Source organism: Burkholderia sp. 4NA327C6 (genome assembly GCF_005502655.1).
GTDB lineage: Bacteria > Pseudomonadota > Gammaproteobacteria > Burkholderiales > Burkholderiaceae > Burkholderia > Burkholderia contaminans.
In genome coordinates, this window is sequence record NZ_SCNZ01000025.1 from 66648 (window position 1) to 83221 (window position 16574).

Annotated in this window: 15 protein-coding genes and 1 tRNA gene; 12 read left to right on the top strand and 4 right to left on the bottom strand. The window is 63.7% G+C overall.

The features are described from left to right. Nucleotides 1-20: 20 nt before the first annotated feature. Both FFS49_RS24120 and FFS49_RS24125 read right to left on the bottom strand, forming a co-directional pair. The gene (locus FFS49_RS24120) at nucleotides 21-680 is read right to left on the bottom strand and encodes an exonuclease (RefSeq protein WP_039346779.1); all 660 of its coding nucleotides are present in this window, start codon (nucleotides 678-680) and stop codon (nucleotides 21-23) included. Continuing rightward, the gene (locus FFS49_RS24125) at nucleotides 677-1321 is read right to left on the bottom strand and encodes an MBL fold metallo-hydrolase (RefSeq protein ID WP_039346776.1); all 645 of its coding nucleotides are present in this window, start codon (nucleotides 1319-1321) and stop codon (nucleotides 677-679) included. Before FFS49_RS24125 ends, FFS49_RS24120 begins: the two co-directional genes overlap by 4 nt. A 657-nt stretch (nucleotides 1322-1978) precedes the next feature. Here FFS49_RS24125 and FFS49_RS24135 point away from each other — a divergent pair. Further along, the gene (locus FFS49_RS24135; RefSeq protein WP_105815099.1) at nucleotides 1979-2590 is read left to right on the top strand and encodes a septal ring lytic transglycosylase RlpA family protein; all 612 of its coding nucleotides are present in this window, start codon (nucleotides 1979-1981) and stop codon (nucleotides 2588-2590) included. A gap of 108 nt (nucleotides 2591-2698) precedes the next feature. Here FFS49_RS24135 and rsmI read toward each other — a convergent pair whose 3' ends face one another. Continuing rightward, nucleotides 2699-3580: a 16S rRNA (cytidine(1402)-2'-O)-methyltransferase gene (gene rsmI / locus FFS49_RS24140; RefSeq protein ID WP_105815098.1), complete on the bottom strand. Its 882-nt coding sequence runs from the start codon at nucleotides 3578-3580 to the stop codon at nucleotides 2699-2701. A 46-nt stretch (nucleotides 3581-3626) separates the two neighbouring features. On the opposite strand from rsmI, the gene FFS49_RS24145 reads away from it, so the two are divergent. The 11 genes from FFS49_RS24145 (at nucleotide 3627) to FFS49_RS24195 (ending at nucleotide 15063) form a co-directional block, all read left to right on the top strand. Then, nucleotides 3627-4055: a YraN family protein gene (locus FFS49_RS24145; protein ID WP_171026825.1), complete on the top strand. Its 429-nt coding sequence runs from the start codon at nucleotides 3627-3629 to the stop codon at nucleotides 4053-4055. 126 nt (nucleotides 4056-4181) lie between these two features. Beyond that, on the top strand, nucleotides 4182-4766 hold the full coding sequence (locus tag FFS49_RS24150; protein ID WP_039346770.1) for an SIS domain-containing protein: 585 nt from the start codon (nucleotides 4182-4184) through the stop codon (nucleotides 4764-4766). Between the two features lie 17 nt (nucleotides 4767-4783). Beyond that, nucleotides 4784-5584 (top strand): BON domain-containing protein, encoded by an 801-nt coding sequence (locus FFS49_RS24155; RefSeq protein WP_105815097.1) that lies wholly within the window; start codon nucleotides 4784-4786, stop codon nucleotides 5582-5584. Then, on the top strand, nucleotides 5581-5943 hold the full coding sequence (locus tag FFS49_RS24160) for a c-type cytochrome (RefSeq protein WP_105815096.1): 363 nt from the start codon (nucleotides 5581-5583) through the stop codon (nucleotides 5941-5943). The genes FFS49_RS24155 and FFS49_RS24160 overlap by 4 nt, the downstream gene beginning before the upstream one ends. A 66-nt stretch (nucleotides 5944-6009) precedes the next feature. Next, a tRNA-Ala gene (locus FFS49_RS24165) sits at nucleotides 6010-6085 on the top strand. Between the two features lie 430 nt (nucleotides 6086-6515). Beyond that, on the top strand, nucleotides 6516-9290 hold the full coding sequence (locus FFS49_RS24170) for a type VI secretion system Vgr family protein (protein WP_105815095.1): 2775 nt from the start codon (nucleotides 6516-6518) through the stop codon (nucleotides 9288-9290). A gap of 19 nt (nucleotides 9291-9309) precedes the next feature. Then, nucleotides 9310-11568 carry a hypothetical protein gene (locus FFS49_RS24175; RefSeq protein ID WP_171026823.1) on the top strand — a complete coding sequence of 753 codons (2259 nt, stop codon included), beginning with the start codon at nucleotides 9310-9312 and terminating at the stop codon, nucleotides 11566-11568. Beyond that, nucleotides 11565-13040, top strand: coding sequence for a virulence factor (locus FFS49_RS24180; protein WP_171026824.1), 1476 nt, complete (start codon nucleotides 11565-11567; stop codon nucleotides 13038-13040). The genes FFS49_RS24175 and FFS49_RS24180 overlap by 4 nt, the downstream gene beginning before the upstream one ends. A 21-nt stretch (nucleotides 13041-13061) precedes the next feature. Next, entirely contained in the window at nucleotides 13062-13319 is a 258-nt protein-coding gene (locus tag FFS49_RS24185) for a PAAR domain-containing protein (protein WP_105815094.1), read from the top strand. A gap of 157 nt (nucleotides 13320-13476) precedes the next feature. Next, nucleotides 13477-14796, top strand: coding sequence for a virulence factor (locus tag FFS49_RS24190; protein WP_308727632.1), 1320 nt, complete (start codon nucleotides 13477-13479; stop codon nucleotides 14794-14796). A 9-nt stretch (nucleotides 14797-14805) separates the two neighbouring features. Further along, entirely contained in the window at nucleotides 14806-15063 is a 258-nt protein-coding gene (locus FFS49_RS24195) for a PAAR domain-containing protein (RefSeq protein WP_047851443.1), read from the top strand. Between the two features lie 101 nt (nucleotides 15064-15164). Here FFS49_RS24195 and FFS49_RS24200 read toward each other — a convergent pair whose 3' ends face one another. Beyond that, the gene (locus tag FFS49_RS24200) at nucleotides 15165-16562 is read right to left on the bottom strand and encodes an enolase C-terminal domain-like protein (protein ID WP_105815122.1); all 1398 of its coding nucleotides are present in this window, start codon (nucleotides 16560-16562) and stop codon (nucleotides 15165-15167) included. Nucleotides 16563-16574: the final 12 nt, after the last annotated feature.

Genomic DNA, 16574 nt, shown 5'->3' on the forward strand with positions numbered 1-16574 from the left:
GCGTTGTTGAGCGAGATTCGCTAATTTGCTCGTGGATCCGTGGGATTTTGTCCCGCGCCTGCGTTTTCCGACCGATCGGTGTCCGACACCGCGAGGCCGGCGAGCGCAGCCTGCTGGCGGCGCAGGTCGGCAAGCATATTGCAGAACAGCGCGCCTTGCTCGATCGCGTCGTCGAGCGCGACGTGCGTGTGCGGATGGTCGTCGAACCAGTGCTTCGGAAACCGCGGCTTGATCGCCTTGCGGTACGGCAGGCCCGTCATCGCGAACGCGAGCGTCTTGATGTCGAGCGCCGACCACGAGAACGGGCAGCGTCCCGCGAAGCGCATCATGTACCAGAACATGAACGTGAAATCGAAGCCGGCCGGCATCGCGACGAACACCGGCTTGCCGGGCAGCGCCTCGACCCAGTCGACGTACGCGAGCAGCGCCGCTTCGGGCGCCTGCAGATCCTTTCGGCACGCGGCCCATGCTTCGGGCTCGGTCTTCCACCATGCTTCCTGCACCGGGTGCGCCTGCGCGCCCGGCAGCGTTTCGAGGTTCGCCGAGAACGTCGCGATCAGCTGCTTGTCCTCGGTATAGGCGGCCGAGGCAAAGCTCAGCATCGAGTGCGGGCCGGGAATCGGGCCGTCGGCCTCGACATCGGTGCTGACGTAAATTTCCGGGATGGCGGTCTGGTTCATCCGAATACCTTGTCGGACACGAACGGGTTCGTGCGGCGCTCGTCGCCGAACGTCGACACCGGGCCGTGGCCCGGCACGAACGTCACGTCGTCGCCGAGCGGCCACAGCTTCTCCTTGATCGACCGGACGAGATCCTCGTGATTGCCGCGCGGGAAATCGGTTCGACCGATCGAGCCGGCGAACAGCACGTCGCCGACGATCGCGACGCGATGCGCGCGGCTGAAGAACACGACGTGGCCGGGCGTATGGCCCGGGCAGTGATAGACCTCGAGCGTCTCGTCGCCGAACTGCACGGTGTCGCCGTCGTTCAGCCAGCGATCGGGCTCGAAAGTGTCGGCGGCCGGAAAGCCGAAGCGTTCGCTCTGCATCGGCAGCTTCTCGATCCAGAAGCGCTCTTCTTCCTGCGGCCCCTCGATCGGCACGCCGTAGTGCGTCGCGAGCGTCTTCGCGCCGGCGCAGTGATCGATGTGCCCGTGCGTGAGCAGCACCTTCTCGACCTGCACGTTCTGCCGCGCGACTTCCTGTTCGATCCGGTCGAGATCGCCACCCGGATCGACGACGGCGGCGCGGCCCGTTTTCTCGCAAACGAGCAGCGAGCAGTTCTGCTGGAACGGCGTGACCGGAATGAGCGTGACTTTCATGGAGGCACCGGCGGCTAAAAGGAGCGATTGTACCGGTCGCGCGTGCCGCCTGCCGGTCGCGCGACGTGCGTCACGGTGGACGCCTCCGGGCATTCCCGGAGCATGTCGATCGTTACACCCATAGTGAGAATCAATGGTCTGCCGGGGGTGCTTTTCGAGACGACGTTTTGGTTTATGTATAATGCGCCCCATTGAGCGTGAATTTCACGCAATTCGCTGGTGTTTCGGCCCCGTTAAAGGAGGGGCGTCGGAGGCACCGTCAAGCATCAGCCGCCGGGGAGTCCGGCGGTGTATCCGGCACCGAATATTCGGTGCTCACGTCTTGTCCGGCCGGGTGCTGCGCGCCCGTCTGCGGCCCTGCTGCCGCGCCGCCGGATGAGGCCTGTGCCGCCGTTCCTGTGAGTCGGTCGTTTCGACGCGCGCGAACGTGGAGCCATGTTCGATGGCGGCATGTGGGGTCTGGTCAGGCTGTTGGGGACAGGTTGCGCCAGACGTGAAAACTAATCAGGACGGTTGCGGCCTAGACGAAAGCCGCGCCCATGCAAGCCGCCTGCTCGCATCCGAGCGGGGCGTGCACGCATTTGCCGTCCGGGCCGCATGTCTGCGCTGTGAATCGGCGTGACGACGGAGCGGTCCGAACCAGAAGGCGACACGTCGATGAATTTACGTTTTCCGAGTCGATTCGGGACCATTGCATTGTTTTTTGCGCTGACGGGCTGCGCGGTGCCACCCAGCCAGACCACCAGCAGCGCGAACCAGAAGAAAGCGGTCGACAAGACGGCCGCTGCCGCGAAAGCGGACGACGACAAGCAGCAACTCAGTTTTGATTCCGCGCTGGCGTCGATGCCGGCTGCCGACAGCAAGGACGCGAAGAAGTCGTCGCTGGCGGACGCCGAGCCGATCGGTGGCAAGGATGTGTCCGATTTCCGCCAGACGGGCCGCGCATCGTGGTACGGGCGGGATTTCCACGGCCGCCGCACCGCGAACGGCGAGCGCTTCAACATGAACGCGCTCACCGCCGCACACCGCACGCTGCCGCTGTCGTCCTACATCAAGGTGACGAACGCGTCGAGCGGCAAGTGGGTCGTCGTGAAGGTCAACGATCGCGGGCCGTTCAAGCGCGGCCGCGTGCTCGACTTGTCGTATGCGGCTGCCAAGATGATCGGCCTCGTGCACGCCGGCACGGGCCGCGTGAAGATCGAAGGGCTGTCGCCGCAGGAAGCGCGCGAGGCGCGCGACCAAATGTTCGCGTCGGTCTCGACGAAGTAACGCAGCGGCTCGACCGCTCATGCAAAAGGGCTGCCCCAGGGCAGCCCTTTGTCTTTCCTGCGCGGCGCGATGCCGGCGCCGGCTTCCCGGTGCCGGCCGCCTCGCGCGTCAGCTTTCGTCCTTCAGCACGAGCGCACGCGCATAGAGCGTGCTGCGCGACGCGCCCGTCAGCGCGGCCGCGAGCCTGGCCGCGCTTTTCACCGGCACTTCTTCCAGCAGCAGCTTGAGCAGCGCGTCGTGCGCGGTGTCGTCGGCTTCGCCGCTCGTCGCCGGTGCGCCCTCGACCACCAGCACGAACTCGCCGCGCTGCCGGTTCGCATCGCCGGCGAGCCAGGTCTGTCCTTCGGCCAGGGTGCCCTGGAACAACTGCTCGTGTAGCTTGGTGAGCTCGCGCGCAATCAGCAGCCGGCGCGCGGGGCCGAATGCGTCGGCGAGTGCGGCGACGGTTTCGGCGATCCGGTGCGGCGCTTCGTAGAACACCAGTGCATACGGGTGCGATACCAGTGCCTGCAGTGCAGTCGCGCGTTGCTTCGCCTTCGGCGGCAGGAAGCCCGCGAACGTGAACGCGCCGGCCCAGTCGCCGGCCACGCTCAGCGCGGTCACCGCCGCGCTCGCACCCGGCAGCGGGATCACCGCGAAGCCTGCGGCGCGCACCGCGTCCACGAGCCGCGCGCCGGGGTCCGAGATGCCGGGCGTGCCGGCGTCCGATACATAGGCCACGCGTTCGCCGCCGCGCAGCAGTTCGATCACGCGTTGCGCGGCTTCGCGTTCGTTGTGCTCGTGCACGGCGACGAGCGGTTTCGAGATCCCGTAGCGGGCGAGCAGCTGGCCCGTGTTGCGGGTGTCTTCGGCCGCGATGCGGTCGGCGAGGCCGAGCACGTGCAGCGCGCGCAGTGTGATGTCGGCGGTGTTGCCGATCGGCGTGGCGACCACGTAGAGCGCGGCGTCCGGGTAGTGCTGCGTGCGGGCGAGTTCGAGGAGGGCAGTCATGGCAGGCAATGCGCGCAATCGCGGCGCAAGCGGAACAAGGACGGCATTGTGCCACGCGGCGCCGGCCCGGCCGGGCGGCGGGCGCGGTTTGGTACGCGCCGGCGACAACTTTTCGGATGCGGCGCGATCCAAACCGGTCGGCGCGGCGTTCGAGCTCCGTGCGCGGCAGTTTCTCGAACGCCGCGGCCTCGTGTTCGTCGCGGCGAACGTGACGATGCGCGGTGGCGAGCTCGATCTCGTGATGCGCGAGCCCGACGGCATGCTCGTGTTCGTCGAGGTGCGCGCGCGGCGCAGCGTCCGGCATGGCGGCGCGGCCGCGAGCGTCGGCTGGCGCAAGCGGCGTCGCCTGGTGGCGGCCGCGCTCCAGTTCTGGGCGCGGCACGGCGCCGGCGCCGCGTGCCGCTTCGACGTCGTCGCGTTCGAGGCCGGCCGGCTCGCGTGGTTGCGCGACGCATTTCGTGCCGACGATGCGTAGCTGCGAGCTGTGACGAGATGTAAAGAGTTCTTGCCGGACCCCCGGAGAGGGTGCCGGAGTACGGTAAACTCGCCGCACCCACGATGTCGCGCGATGCGTGCCGCGCGCCCAGTTCACCAGGAATCGATGTCAGTCGAACGTATTCAGCAACATTTTCGCGACAGCGCCGCGCTTCACGCCGAAGCGGCCGACGCGCTGTCGCTGCCGATCGCAGCCGCGGTCGATGCGATGTTCGCCGCGCTGGCGAACGGCAACAAGATCGTCGCGTGCGGTGACGGCCCGTCGGCCGCCGCCGCGCATTACCTCGCCGTGTCGCTCGTCGGCGGCTTCGAGCGCGAGCGCCCGGGCCTGCCCGCGATCGCGCTGGCCACCGATGCGTCGCAGGGCGGCCTCGCGGGCGCGGTGTCCGCCGATCAGCTGTTCGCGCAGCAGGTGCGCGTGCTCGGCCAGACCGGCGACATCCTGCTGGTGCTCGATCCGGCCGGCGCGTCGCCGCGCGTGCTGGCGGCGATCGACGAAGCGCACGAGCGCGAGATGACCGTCGTCGCGCTGACGGGCGGCGAAGGCCATGCGGTCGCCGCCGCGCTGTCTGATACCGATATTCCGATCAGCGTGCCCGCCGTTCGCGCGGCGCGCATCCACGAAGTCCATCTGCTGACCATCCACTGCCTGTGCGACGGCATCGACGCGATGCTGCTGGGTGAGGATTGAACGAAGGAGAGCCGTCGATGAATCAAAGCCGCGTCAAACAGACGCTCGTCAGAACCACGCTGCTCGCTGCGTTGACGGCGGGCGTTGCCGTGTCGCTGCAAGGTTGTGTGCTCGGGGTCGTGGGCGCAGCAGCCGGCGGCGGCGCGCTGATCGCGACCGATCGCCGTACGCTCGGTGCGCAGACGGAGGATCGCGAGATCCAGGTCAAGTCGCTCTCGCAGATCAACAACGGGCTGCCCGACCAGTCCCACGTGAACGTGACGGTGTTCAACCGCCGCGTGCTGCTGACGGGTGAAGTGCCGAACAATGCATCGAAGCAGCGCGCCGAGGAAATCGTGCGCGCCATCAACAACGTGAACGGCATCGTCAACGAGCTGTCGGTCGAGCCGGCGTCGTCGCTGTCGTCGCGCGCGAACGACTCGTACCTCGAAGGGCGCGTGAAGTCCGAGCTGATCGCGACGAAGGGCATCTCGGCGAACTACTACAAGGTCGTCAGCGAACGCGGCAACCTTTACCTGATGGGGCTCGTAACGGTCGACGAGGGCAATCGCGGTGCGGAAGCCGCCAGCCAGGTGCCGGGCGTCGAAAAGGTCGTGAAGGTGTTCCAGTACGTGAAGCCGCAGGACGCGCAGGCGCTGCAGAACGCATCGCCCGCAAGCGGCGCATCCGGCGCGCAGGCTGCCGCCGCGCCGGCGGATACCGCGACGGTGGGCGCCGTGCCCGACGCGTCGGTGCAGTCCACGCCGCTGCAGCCGCCCGCACCGATCTCGAATTCGTCGAACGTGCACCCGGGCAACCCGAAGGCCCCGTCGCAATGAAGAACAGGCAGATGAAGCAGATGAAACAGTGGATGGTGCAGGGCACCGCAGTCGCGGCGCTCGTGATTGGCACGCTGGGCGTCGCGCACGCGGATGTCGGTGACGGCCTGAAGGTCGCGCGCGGCAACGCGTGCATGGGCTGCCACGCGGTGGACCGCAAGCTCGTCGGCCCGTCGTTCAAGGATATCGCCGCCCGCTACAAGGCCGATCCGCAGGCCGTGGCCAAGCTGTCGAAGAAGGTGAAGGAAGGCGGCTCCGGCGTCTGGGGCGCCATTCCGATGCCCGCGCACCCGCGCATGAGCGACGCCGACGTGCGTTCGGTGGTCGAATGGGTGCTGGCTGGCGCGCCGTCAAAGTAAGGTTCGAGGGGCGATTCAACCCCTATTGCCAAGCGCAGAAATGCGTGTGTATGATGGTTGACTGTTGGGGCGGTAGCTCAGCTGGGAGAGCGTCGCGTTCGCAATGCGAAGGTCGGGAGTTCGATCCTCCTCCGCTCCACCAACGGGATTCGAAGGGCCGATCGTCCTGAGGCAGGAAGGGTAATGCTGCACCGGGTGCAGCGTTGTGCTTCCCCGGGGCGTACAGCCTTATGTAATCGCAAACAAAAAGCCGGCCTCGTGCCGGCTTTTTGCTTTTCTGCTCGACATCGGCGTGTGTGCACGTTGCTTCGTCGACTTCCTCTTCAGCCGCGTGTTTTTCCGCGCGAATCGCTCGATCCCCTCGGGCTGCGGTCGGCGCCGCCCCCGCGTGATGCCGGAATCCGTCATTTTTCGTCAGATTGTGTCGGCAGCCGGCATGGATACACGTAGGGTGCCGAAATATTTCCGTTAATTTGATATGCTCGCTGTCACAAATCGGTAGTGTGACCGCGCGATGACGCGCGTCGCAAAGCCGAAGCCAACAGGTCGACAACAATATTGAGAGAGCGGCTGTGTCGATAAACGAAACAATAAGCAGCTTTGCATCGGGGGTGGTCGACTGGAACCGTCGACCGGTCGCCTTGAATTTCGGCAAGGCGCAAGACGCACTGGGGCACTTGCTTGCGCTGCAGCACGCGCACGTGCACGAAGGGTTGATGACCGGCATTCGCGGGCATCTGACCTGCGTGTCGGCGCGCCACAACCTGCCGCCGCGGCTGTTTCTCGGCGTCCCTGTCTCGATCCGGCTCGTCACCGATCGGGGGCAGTTGCACTTCGTCAACGCGATCATCCAGGACGTGCAGGTCGGCCAGAGCGACGGCGAGCTGTGCGTGTACCAACTGACCGTATGCGATGCCCTGTCGTTGATGGACAAGCGCACGAATTCCCGCGTATTCCGTCAGAGCAGCGTCGTCGACATCCTCTCGACACTGTTTACTGAATGGCGTCAGCGCAGCCCGGCGCTGGCGGCGGCCTTCGAGTTCGACCTGTCGGGCTTGAGTCGCGACCGATATCCGGCGCGCGAACTGACACGCCAGGTCAACGAATCGGATGCGAAGTTCGTGCGCCGCCTGTTGCGACGCGAGGGCATCACGGTGTTTGCCAAGGCCGGCGCGGGCAAGGGCAATAGCCACGATGACACGCCCGCGCATACGCTCGTGTGCTGTGACGATCCGATGTCGCTGCCCCAGGCGCCGGCCGGTACGGTGCGGCTGCATCCGCGCGACGCCGCGACCGAGGAGCGTGACACCGTCACGTTGTTCGCCCTGCATCAGCGTCTGACACCCGGTCAGGTCGGTCGCCCGTCGTGGGACTACAAGAAAGCGCGTATCGACGAGTCGATGGTCGCGGCGAGCCTCGACCAGGGCGAGGCCGGCAACGACCTGGCGCAATTGCTGACCGACGTCGCGATCGACATCCCGCATGCGGGCGACTCGTGGAGCGATCACGAGCGCCTCACGCGCGCCCGGATGCTCGCGCATCAGTTCGAAGCCGAGCGTTACGACGGCGTGAGCAGCGTACGCGACCTTGCCGTCGGCACATGGGTCACGCTGACCGGGGATCCCGAACGGGACATGCAGCCCACCGACCAGCGGCAGTTCGTGATCACGTCGATCGACCACGACGTCTGGAACAATCTGCCGAAGGGGCTGACCGACCGCGTGCAGGCGCTGTTTGCCGCGAGCCGGCACCTGGCTTATCCGTCGCCATTGCAGCAGCCTGCCGCAGCGACCGAGCCCGACACGCGCTACGAGAATCATTTCACCTGCGTGCGGCGTGGCGTACCGCTGGCGCCCGCATACGACCCGAAGATCGACTTGCCGCCCGTGCATCTGCTGACCGGCACGATCGTCGGCCAGCAGGGCGAGGAAGTGTTCTGCGATGCTGATGGCCGCGTCCGCGTACGGATTCACGGGCTCGATCCGGCCGACCATGCACACGCGCAGGGCGCGGGCACAAACGACAACGCCGGCGACAGCGCGCCGATCCGTGTCGGGGCGAGCCTCGCGGGCGGAAGCTTCGGCGCGCTCTTTTTGCCGCGTGTCGGCATGGAAGTCCTGATCGGCAGCCTCGGCGGCGATCCGGACCGGTTGGTCATCATCAACGTGCTGAGCAACGGCGTGAATCCGCCGGCGGCCTTCACCCACATCGGCAACCTGCCCGGCAACCGCTACGTGTCGGGGATCAAGACCAAGGAAATCAAGGGGAACCGGTATAACCAGCTGCGTCTCGACGATACGCCGGGACAGATTTCCAGCCAGCTGGCGAGCGAGCACGCGCATTCTCAACTGAATCTGGGGTACCTGACACAGCCCCGCCAGGACGGCCGGGGCCAGGACCGTGGAGAGGGCGCGGAATTGCGTACCGACGCGGCTGCCGCGCTGCGGGCCGCGCAGGGGATTCTGCTGACGACCTATGCACGCTCGCAGGCGAGCGGCGGGCAGCTCGATCGTGACGAGTTGCTGCGACTGCTCGGCGAGTGCACCGAGTTGTTCAAGTCGCTGGGCGACTACGCCGGTCAGCATGGGGGGCAGGCCGCCGATACGGCGGGCCAGCAGGCCGTTGCCGCTGCGTTCAAGGGGTGGACGCCCGGCAGCGGCGCGTCGGGCACCGGCACTGGCGATGCGGCTGGGTCGCAGGCGCTGATGGCGTTCGGCGCGCAAGCCGGTTCGGTTGCGATCACGCCGAAGACGCACGTGACCTACGCCGGCGAAAACATCGACCAGGTCGCGCAGCAACATGTCCAGTTGACCAGCGGGCAGCGCATCACGCTGCATGGTGGCCGGGGCGTCGCGATGTTCGCCCACAGCGATGGCGTGTCGGCGATCGCGAATCAGGGCAAGGTGACGCTGCAGAGCCAGAACGACGACACGCAGATCGATTCCGCGAAGAACATTCAGTTCACGGCGGCCGGCGGCAAGCTCGCGGGTATGGCGAGCGACGAGGTGGTCTTCACGACGTCCGGCGGCGCGTACCTGAAACTGCATGGCAGCGATATCGAGCTGGGGTGCCCGGGCAGTTTCACGGTGAAGTCGGCAGGGCACTCGTGGCAGGGGCCGGCGAGCATGAGCACGGACATGCCGAAGTTCGATCATGCGCCGCTCGGGCGTGTGCCGAAGCTGATTCGACCCACGGATGGAAATCCTGTCGAAGGCTACGACGCGCAATTAACTAGATCATCTGGGACGGTGACGAACCTGACCAGTGACGCGAACGGCGAGTTACCGGCGGTTCACAGCGACCAGTTCGAAAAACTGGCGGTGCAGTTCATCAAAAAAAATATTTGAGAGATTCGCGGGAGCCCGGATGTCTGATTCTCAAACCAACAACACGCAGTCGACGACCGCCGAGCCGCCGTCTGTCGTAGTCGCCCAAGGCCAGGGGCCGGCGATTTTTGACTGGCAAAGCAAACTGCTCTGTATCAAGCAGATGCCGTTGCCGGGAGTGGTCATCTTCGTACATGGCGTCAATTCCGAGGGCGAATGGTTCGAGCCGGCGGAAGACGGGCTGTGCAAGGGGCTGAATCGACGTCTTGGCCGCCTTTCCGACCAGATGACGCACCCCGGCATCGAAGCAGGTCAATTGACGCCGGCGCAGTACACCGAAAGTCTGACGCCCGACGGATTCCTGAATCCAAAACTGCTCGCGGACAACTACGTTAAATCTGATCCATCGTTCTCAAATGTGATCCCCTTTCGCTGGGGCTATCGCGCGACGCTCGACGAACTGAAGGACTATGGTGACAAGATTTTCCTGAACGAACAGGACTATTGGGGGGGAGGCCCGTTTGCCAATGGCTGTTCGAGCCTGCCTGATCTTTGGCACGCTGGCGTGGACGATCGAATTTTCGGGTGGATCACGATTCAGGGGATGAATCCGACCAATCGCCCTCTCTACCGGACACCGCCACGCGCATATGGCGTATTGGCCGCGCTGCGATTAGCCAAGCTGATCGAGTCGATCCGCAAGATGCAGGCCAACGTGCCGATTACCGTTGTATGCCATAGCCAGGGCAATATGGTGGGCTTGGCGGCGGCGTTCTTCGGTGATGCATTGCCGGAGGTCGAAGATCAGTGGGGCAACAAGGGGCGCTGCGTGGCGGATGCGTATGTGCTCGCGAATCCTCCGTATAGTTTCGCCAACGCCGAAGGCAAAGGTGTGGATGAGGCAAGCACGTTCATGGACACGTGGTCCCAGCGCCAGGTGAAGGACCCGAAGGGAAATCGCGGCCGTGAGACATATGCGGCCAGGACCAGGACATTCGGCAACTTTCTGGACATCATTCGTGCGCGCCCGGCCTTCGAGCTTCCGGCAGATAAGGTCGATCAGGACATGGCCAACACGCGCGAATCGCCGACGAGCAACAAGTCCTATACAGCCCAGGCAGACCGCGATCGTCACGGACTGAATGGGGCGACATATGGTCGTGTCACCCTGTATTGCTGCCCACACGATCAGGTGATTTCGGCCGTGACCGTTCAGGGGATCGGCTGGCGCGGGATCGGCAAGACGGAACTAGGGGCGATTGGTGCGGCTGGCGTGCTCACGCAGCGTGTCTTTGCGTCCGGGTTCGACGTCGGCAGACAAGGGCCGTACGACTATTGGAACAACGATTGGCGACACACGAAGAATAAAAAACACGGGTTTTGGTATCCACCGTCGCCGCCGGCAAAATACTCGATTGTTGGCGCGCTTAGGGGTAACGAGACAGCCAAGGGAACAATCGGCACCGTTTTGACTGCGGGATTGGCATATATCGTGACGTTTTTTACCTCGAAGGGGGGCGTCATGCGTGTGAATGCCAATCCGGCCGACGGTTGGGCCGTGATGGTCGATGCGCCGACGCTCGACGAGCCGTTCCCCCCGCAGGCATTGAAGTTCAAAAAACCGATCGAAACCCAAGATGGTGACTTGACTAGCCATTTTAACGAAGGTAACGATCCACCCTCGGCATGGCGAGACGCGAGCAAAAAGATTGATGACAAGCGGGCCGACGACCCATACGACCAGTACAAAGCGAAGCACGACGATGGCCGGGCACAGGGCAATGCGGAAAGCGAGACATCCCAGCGCTATGAAGATCACGCCATTGTGCGGATGGAGGCGCGTCGCACAAAGAATGCAGCGTGGGTCGACGATGCTGGCCACGTGGTTGGTGAAGATGGTAGTGGCGAATTGCCCGAGGGCTACAAGGATTGGCGAAACAAGGCGGTCAAGGACATTCTTGATCGCGGTACGGAGAACAACCCGACCAATCACTCGACGACCATGACCAATCCGGATCACGCGGAGAAGGCTCTCGCGTACGATGTAGCGATTGGACCATGCTATCTGACACTCGAACAAATGAATGCCTTGCGAATCGAGGCGGACTGGCGTATGGGAAAGGGGATCAATAAAGATAATCCGAATGCTAAATACTCAAAGTATTTTTCCGACGGTGTTCTAAACGAGTTGCCGCTGCATAAATGGGTGGAGGAAAAAAATAGCGAAGGTGCTATCCCGTCAAAGATTGTCGATGAGCGCGAAGGGCAGTTCTATCTCAGCGTTGGCGGTGCGGTATGAAGACGCTGATTGCTACTGTTCCGCGGCGTATCGCTGTTTCCATGGTGGTATGGGTGATGGCGGCAGGATTGATTGGGATGCTTACGATTCAGATGGGGTCGACGCGCCTGGTTTCACTTGATACCGGAGATTGGATGAAACGACTAGTATTGATACCTGGATTGTTGGCGTTCGTTGCGCTGCTCTTGATGACAGCAACGACACGCTCAGTTGATGCAGCGCCCATGACCAAAGCGAATGTCGCGGCTGCCGTAGATACCCCGGGTGCGCCTTTTACGGCTCAGATCGTTGGTCTGATTTGGTTGAATCCGTTACAGCGTAAGGATTATCCGACCGAGTGGCAGACGTTGTGGGCGCAGGGATTGGCGCAGCCGAATAAGAGCGACGACATGGTTCGAACCGATCCGAAATCATTTAAGACACTACAATCGATCGGTGCATTGGTTTATGGGAATAGAGGAACCGAAACATTCAAGGGGTTTTATGAGAAGTATGTGGACGAGTTTCCTCGCTTGATGCGGACGCGTTATGCAACGAATGCCAAGTACTTTTATACGGTAAAGCCGGAGGACACCAAGGCGTGGCGAGAGCTGGCCGGAATCCATGTCGAACTTGCGATTCCTTCGCGCCTTGACGCGATAACTGCAAGAGATTACTTGGCAAACTCGATCCGAGAGACATTTTTGATCGGCAATCCGAATTTCAAAACTGTCTGGAGTCGAGACACTCCGCCGGACGTGCACGTCACGCAGGGCGGTGCAAACGCCGGCTTCACGTCGTTGAACGACGAACTAGCATACCTCGAAGCCAATCCCGACAAGAGCGTCTGGGTGATGAACTGGGACGCGCCGAGCTTCCCTCCGAAAGATGGTCAGATCAACGAGAATCTCGTGGCACTGTTTCTCGCTGGCCCGAACTTCAACACCGAGCGTGAGCCGCTTGCATGGATCGGGAAAGCGGCGACCGGCAACACACAAGACTTTACGCCGAAGGTTGGTGCGCCACGAACCGTGCAAGCATGGAAAGCCACGATCGAGCACGCTGCCAAAAATGCCGGTATCAGTGCTGCTGACCTCCAGTACGTCGTTCACGATGCCGGGAAAGGCGGCGACGCAGCGTCAGCGCGGTTGGCCGCGCTTTCGCAATCGTTGACGGAGACGCTGCCCGAATATGACTACATGAAACAGACGTTCAATACCGCGGCGTTGCTCGGCGATATGGGAACGGGCAGTGCGCTGACCGATGTTGTCTTGGCGATCGGCCGCATCAATCACTTCGGTGGCAATGCGCTCGTTGCCGGCACAACGGATGCTCAGCATCCGGTTGCCGTTGTCGTTCGACCTCCGTCGAAACTTACCGCAATCGATCCGACCAAGGACTGGTTCCGCGCACGTGGTGAAAACAATGCCTATCTGCCGTGGTGGGGGCGTCGGCATGATACCGATTACGGGATGCAGGGGTATTCATGGTAATCCAGCTCGCGAGAAGCACGTATGCGCGGAATCATTCGAGTCGGTGACGTCCACAGTCACGGCGGAGTCGTTCAAACTGGTGCGCCCAACAGCGAGGTCATGGGGCGCGCCGTGGGGCGCATTGGTGATCACTGCACTTGTCCAATGCACGGCGACGTCGTGATTGTGGAGGGCGATCAGGAGTTCAAGGTCGAAGGGGCTGACGCTGCGTTTCACGGTCATAAAACGTCGTGCGGCGCGGTGCTGATTTCATCAATCGTGACCTCAGGTCGCTCTTGAGCCGGATGTGACGCCGCATTTCCGGTTTCCTCGAGTTCCGCGGAACTAGGTTGTTCGATTCTCCCCTCCGCCGAGGGCACGGAACGCGCATTGGCGACGCAAAGACTGTCTGGCACGAGGCAGATATCGGTACAGGCAAATGATGCGACGGATAGGAATGCCCGCACTGGTAGGAATTGCTGCCTTCGCCCTTGCTGCGGCATGCTCAGCTACGACCGCAGAGTCTGAGCGCCCCGCTTTTGCGCTCGCATCGTCGGCGCCAGTCCAGGAGAAGCCGTTTCTCGCACAGGTCGTCGGTCTGGAATGGCTCAATCCATTGCAGCGTCGTGACTATCCGACGGAATGGCAATTGCTGTGGACCATGGGGCTCGTCAAGCCGAACAAGAACGACGACATGGTTAGAACAGACCCCCAGAGCTTTTCATCGGTTAAACCTGTCGCTATTGTCGCGGATGGCAACGGTGGCGATGAATCCTTGAAGGGATTTTATAGGAAATACATCAGTACTCTCCTCGTTCTGCTTCACGATAAATACGCGATGAATGGCCATTATTTTTATACGGTCCAACCATCTGACAAGCAGCACTGGCGGGAGTTGGCGGGCATTCGGGTTGAACTCGCCATTCCCTCGCGACTGTCACCGCAGGATGCCCGCTCGCGTCTTGGCAACGAGATGATCACGGCCTTTTCAATTGGGAGCAAATCTTTCCCCGATCTATGGAGTAAAGATACGCCGCCCGATATTCAGATCCACGTCGGCGGCGCAAACGCGGGTTTCACGTCACTGAACGCCGCGCTCGATTATCTACAAGCGCACCCGCAGGAAAGCGTGTGGGTGATGAACTGGGACGCGCCGAGCTTTCCGCCCAAAGACGAGCAGATGAACGAGAACCTTACGGTGCTGTTCCTCGCGGGCCCGGATCTGAAGACCGCGCGCGAGCCGCTCGCATGGATCGGCAAGGCTGCGACGGGCAAGGTGAGTGACTACGAGGCGAAGGTCGGCACCACGCGTGCGGTCCAGGCGTGGAAAGCGACGATCACGCAAGCAGCTCAAAACGCAAACGTCGACCCTGCGACTATCCAGTTCGTCGTGCACGACGCAGGCAAGGGCAGCGACGCGGCGTCGACGCGTCTTGCCTCGCTGTCGCAGACGCTCACGGAAACCTTGCCGGAATTCGATTACACGAAGCAGGTCTTCAACACGCCGGCGCTGCTTGGTGACATGGGCGCGGGAACAGCGCTGACGGACATCGCACTCGCGATCGGCCGGATCAACCATTTCGGTGGCAATGCACTGGTCGCTGGCACAACGGACGCCGGCCACCCGACAGCCGTCGTCGTGTTGCCGCCGTCGAAGCTCACACCAATCAACCAGAACGGGGACTGGTTCCGCGCACGCGGAGAAGACAATGCGTATCTGCCATGGTGGGGACGTCGTCACGACACGAACTACGGCATCCAGGGTTACTCGTACTGAGGAGCATTCATGCGCGGCATTATTAGGGTAGGGGACGTGCATAGCCACGGCGGTCGTGTAGAGACCGGCGCCCCGAACAGTGAAGTCATGGGGCGCGCGGTCGCCCGTCAGGGCGATCGCTGCACGTGCCCGCTGCATGGCGAGGTGGTGATCATCGATGGCGAGGCCGGTTTCGATGTGGAGGGCGCACCTGCGTCGTTCGATGGTCATAAAACCTCGTGCGGCGCGGTGCTCATATCGTCAGTCGCCACCTCCGGTCTTTCCTGATCCGGGTGTGATGACGCATTCCAATTCCCTGGATCAGGCAGCCAGCAGGATGCGGGCGTTTCCGGTGTTTGGCAACAACCCGCCGCTGCCCGCCACCACCTTCACCCCCGCCCGACACTCGGCCGCTTCGGATCGTACGTCCACCCCGGCACGAGATAGCGCATCGCGACCGCATCGTCGCGCGCTGTACCGCCAACCTGCCGATAAAGCGCATGCGCGGCCTCGACCTGCGCCATGTCGAGCTCGATCCCGAGCCCCGGCCGCTCCGGCACGGCCACCTGGCCGCCGACGATCTTCAGCGGCTCGCGCGTGAGCCGCGAGTCGCCGTCCTGCCAGATCCAGTGCGTGTCGATCGCGGTGATCGTGCCGGGCGCGGCCGCTGCAGCATGCGTGAACATCGCGAGCGACACGTCGAAGTGGTTGTTCGAATGCGAGCCCCACGTGAGCCCCCAGTCCCGGCACAGCTGCGCGAGCCGCACCGAGCCCTGCATCGTCCAGAAATGCGGGTCGGCGAGCGGGATGTCGACCGCCTGCAGCCGCACCGCATGATCCATCTGCCGCCAGTCGGTCGCGATCATGTTGGTCGCGGTCGGGATTCCGGTCGCGCGGCGGAATTCGGCCATCACCTCGCGGCCCGAATAGCCGCCTTCCGGCCCGCACGGATCTTCCGCATACGCGAGCAGGTGGCCTTGCCCGCGGCACAGCGCGACGGCTTCGTCGAGCGACCACGCGCCGTTCGGGTCGAGCGTCGCGCGCGCGTCGGGGAAGCGCGCCTTGATCGCGGCGATCGCTTCCATCTCGTCTGCGCCGGCCATCACGCCGCCCTTCAGCTTGAAATCGGCGAAGCCGTAGCGATCGACCGCGGCTTCGGCCTGCCGCGCGATCGCGGCCGGCGTGAGCGCTTCCTCGTTGCGCAGCCGGAACCATGCATCCGACGCGTGCGTCTCGTCGCGATACGGCAGGTCGGTGCGGCCCCGGTCGCCGATGTAGAACAGGTACGCGAGCATCGGCACCGCGTCGCGCTGCTGGCCTTCGCCGAGCAGCGCCGCAACCGGCACGTCGAGATGCTGGCCGAGCAGGTCGAGCAGCGCGGCCTCGATCGCGGTGATCACGTTGTCGAGCCGCAGGTTGATCTCGTGGGGCTGCCGCAGCACCGCGGCTTCGCCGGCCGACGTCACCTCGTGCCGGATCGTGCGGCCCGCACCCGGGCCCGCGCCGGACAGCGCCGCGCGCACCGCGTTGAGCGTCGCCTGGTAGCGTCCGATCGACTGACCGACCACGAGATCCGTCATGCGTTCGAGCGCGTGGCGGATGCCTTCGCCGCCCGGCACTTCGCCGACGCCCGTGTGTCCGCTGCTGTCGTCGAGGATCACGAGGTTGCGCGTGAAGTACGGCGCGTGCGCGCCGCACAGGTTGAGCAGCATGCTGTCGCGGCCGGCGACGGGAATCACCTGCATGCGCGTGACGTGCGGGGTGCCGGCACGGCGGGATTCGGACATCGGTTCGCTCCT

Bases quoted from the DNA above. Each gene is read 5' to 3' on its own strand.
- FFS49_RS24200 (WP_105815122.1), bottom strand. From the start codon at position 16,562: ATGTCCGAATCCCGCCGTGCCGGCACCCCGCACGTCACGCGCATGCAG.
- FFS49_RS24120 (WP_039346779.1), bottom strand. From the start codon at position 680: ATGAACCAGACCGCCATCCCGGAAATTTACGTCAGCACCGATGTCGAG.
- FFS49_RS24190 (WP_308727632.1), top strand. From the start codon at position 13,477: ATGCCCGCACTGGTAGGAATTGCTGCCTTCGCCCTTGCTGCGGCATGC.
- FFS49_RS24125 (WP_039346776.1), bottom strand. From the start codon at position 1,321: ATGAAAGTCACGCTCATTCCGGTCACGCCGTTCCAGCAGAACTGCTCG.
- FFS49_RS24150 (WP_039346770.1), top strand. From the start codon at position 4,182: ATGTCAGTCGAACGTATTCAGCAACATTTTCGCGACAGCGCCGCGCTT.
- FFS49_RS24175 (WP_171026823.1), top strand. From the start codon at position 9,310: ATGTCTGATTCTCAAACCAACAACACGCAGTCGACGACCGCCGAGCCG.
- FFS49_RS24155 (WP_105815097.1), top strand. From the start codon at position 4,784: ATGAATCAAAGCCGCGTCAAACAGACGCTCGTCAGAACCACGCTGCTC.
- FFS49_RS24135 (WP_105815099.1), top strand. From the start codon at position 1,979: ATGAATTTACGTTTTCCGAGTCGATTCGGGACCATTGCATTGTTTTTT.
- FFS49_RS24195 (WP_047851443.1), top strand. From the start codon at position 14,806: ATGCGCGGCATTATTAGGGTAGGGGACGTGCATAGCCACGGCGGTCGT.
- rsmI (WP_105815098.1), bottom strand. From the start codon at position 3,580: ATGACTGCCCTCCTCGAACTCGCCCGCACGCAGCACTACCCGGACGCC.
- FFS49_RS24160 (WP_105815096.1), top strand. From the start codon at position 5,581: ATGAAGAACAGGCAGATGAAGCAGATGAAACAGTGGATGGTGCAGGGC.
- FFS49_RS24185 (WP_105815094.1), top strand. From the start codon at position 13,062: ATGCGCGGAATCATTCGAGTCGGTGACGTCCACAGTCACGGCGGAGTC.
- FFS49_RS24180 (WP_171026824.1), top strand. From the start codon at position 11,565: ATGAAGACGCTGATTGCTACTGTTCCGCGGCGTATCGCTGTTTCCATG.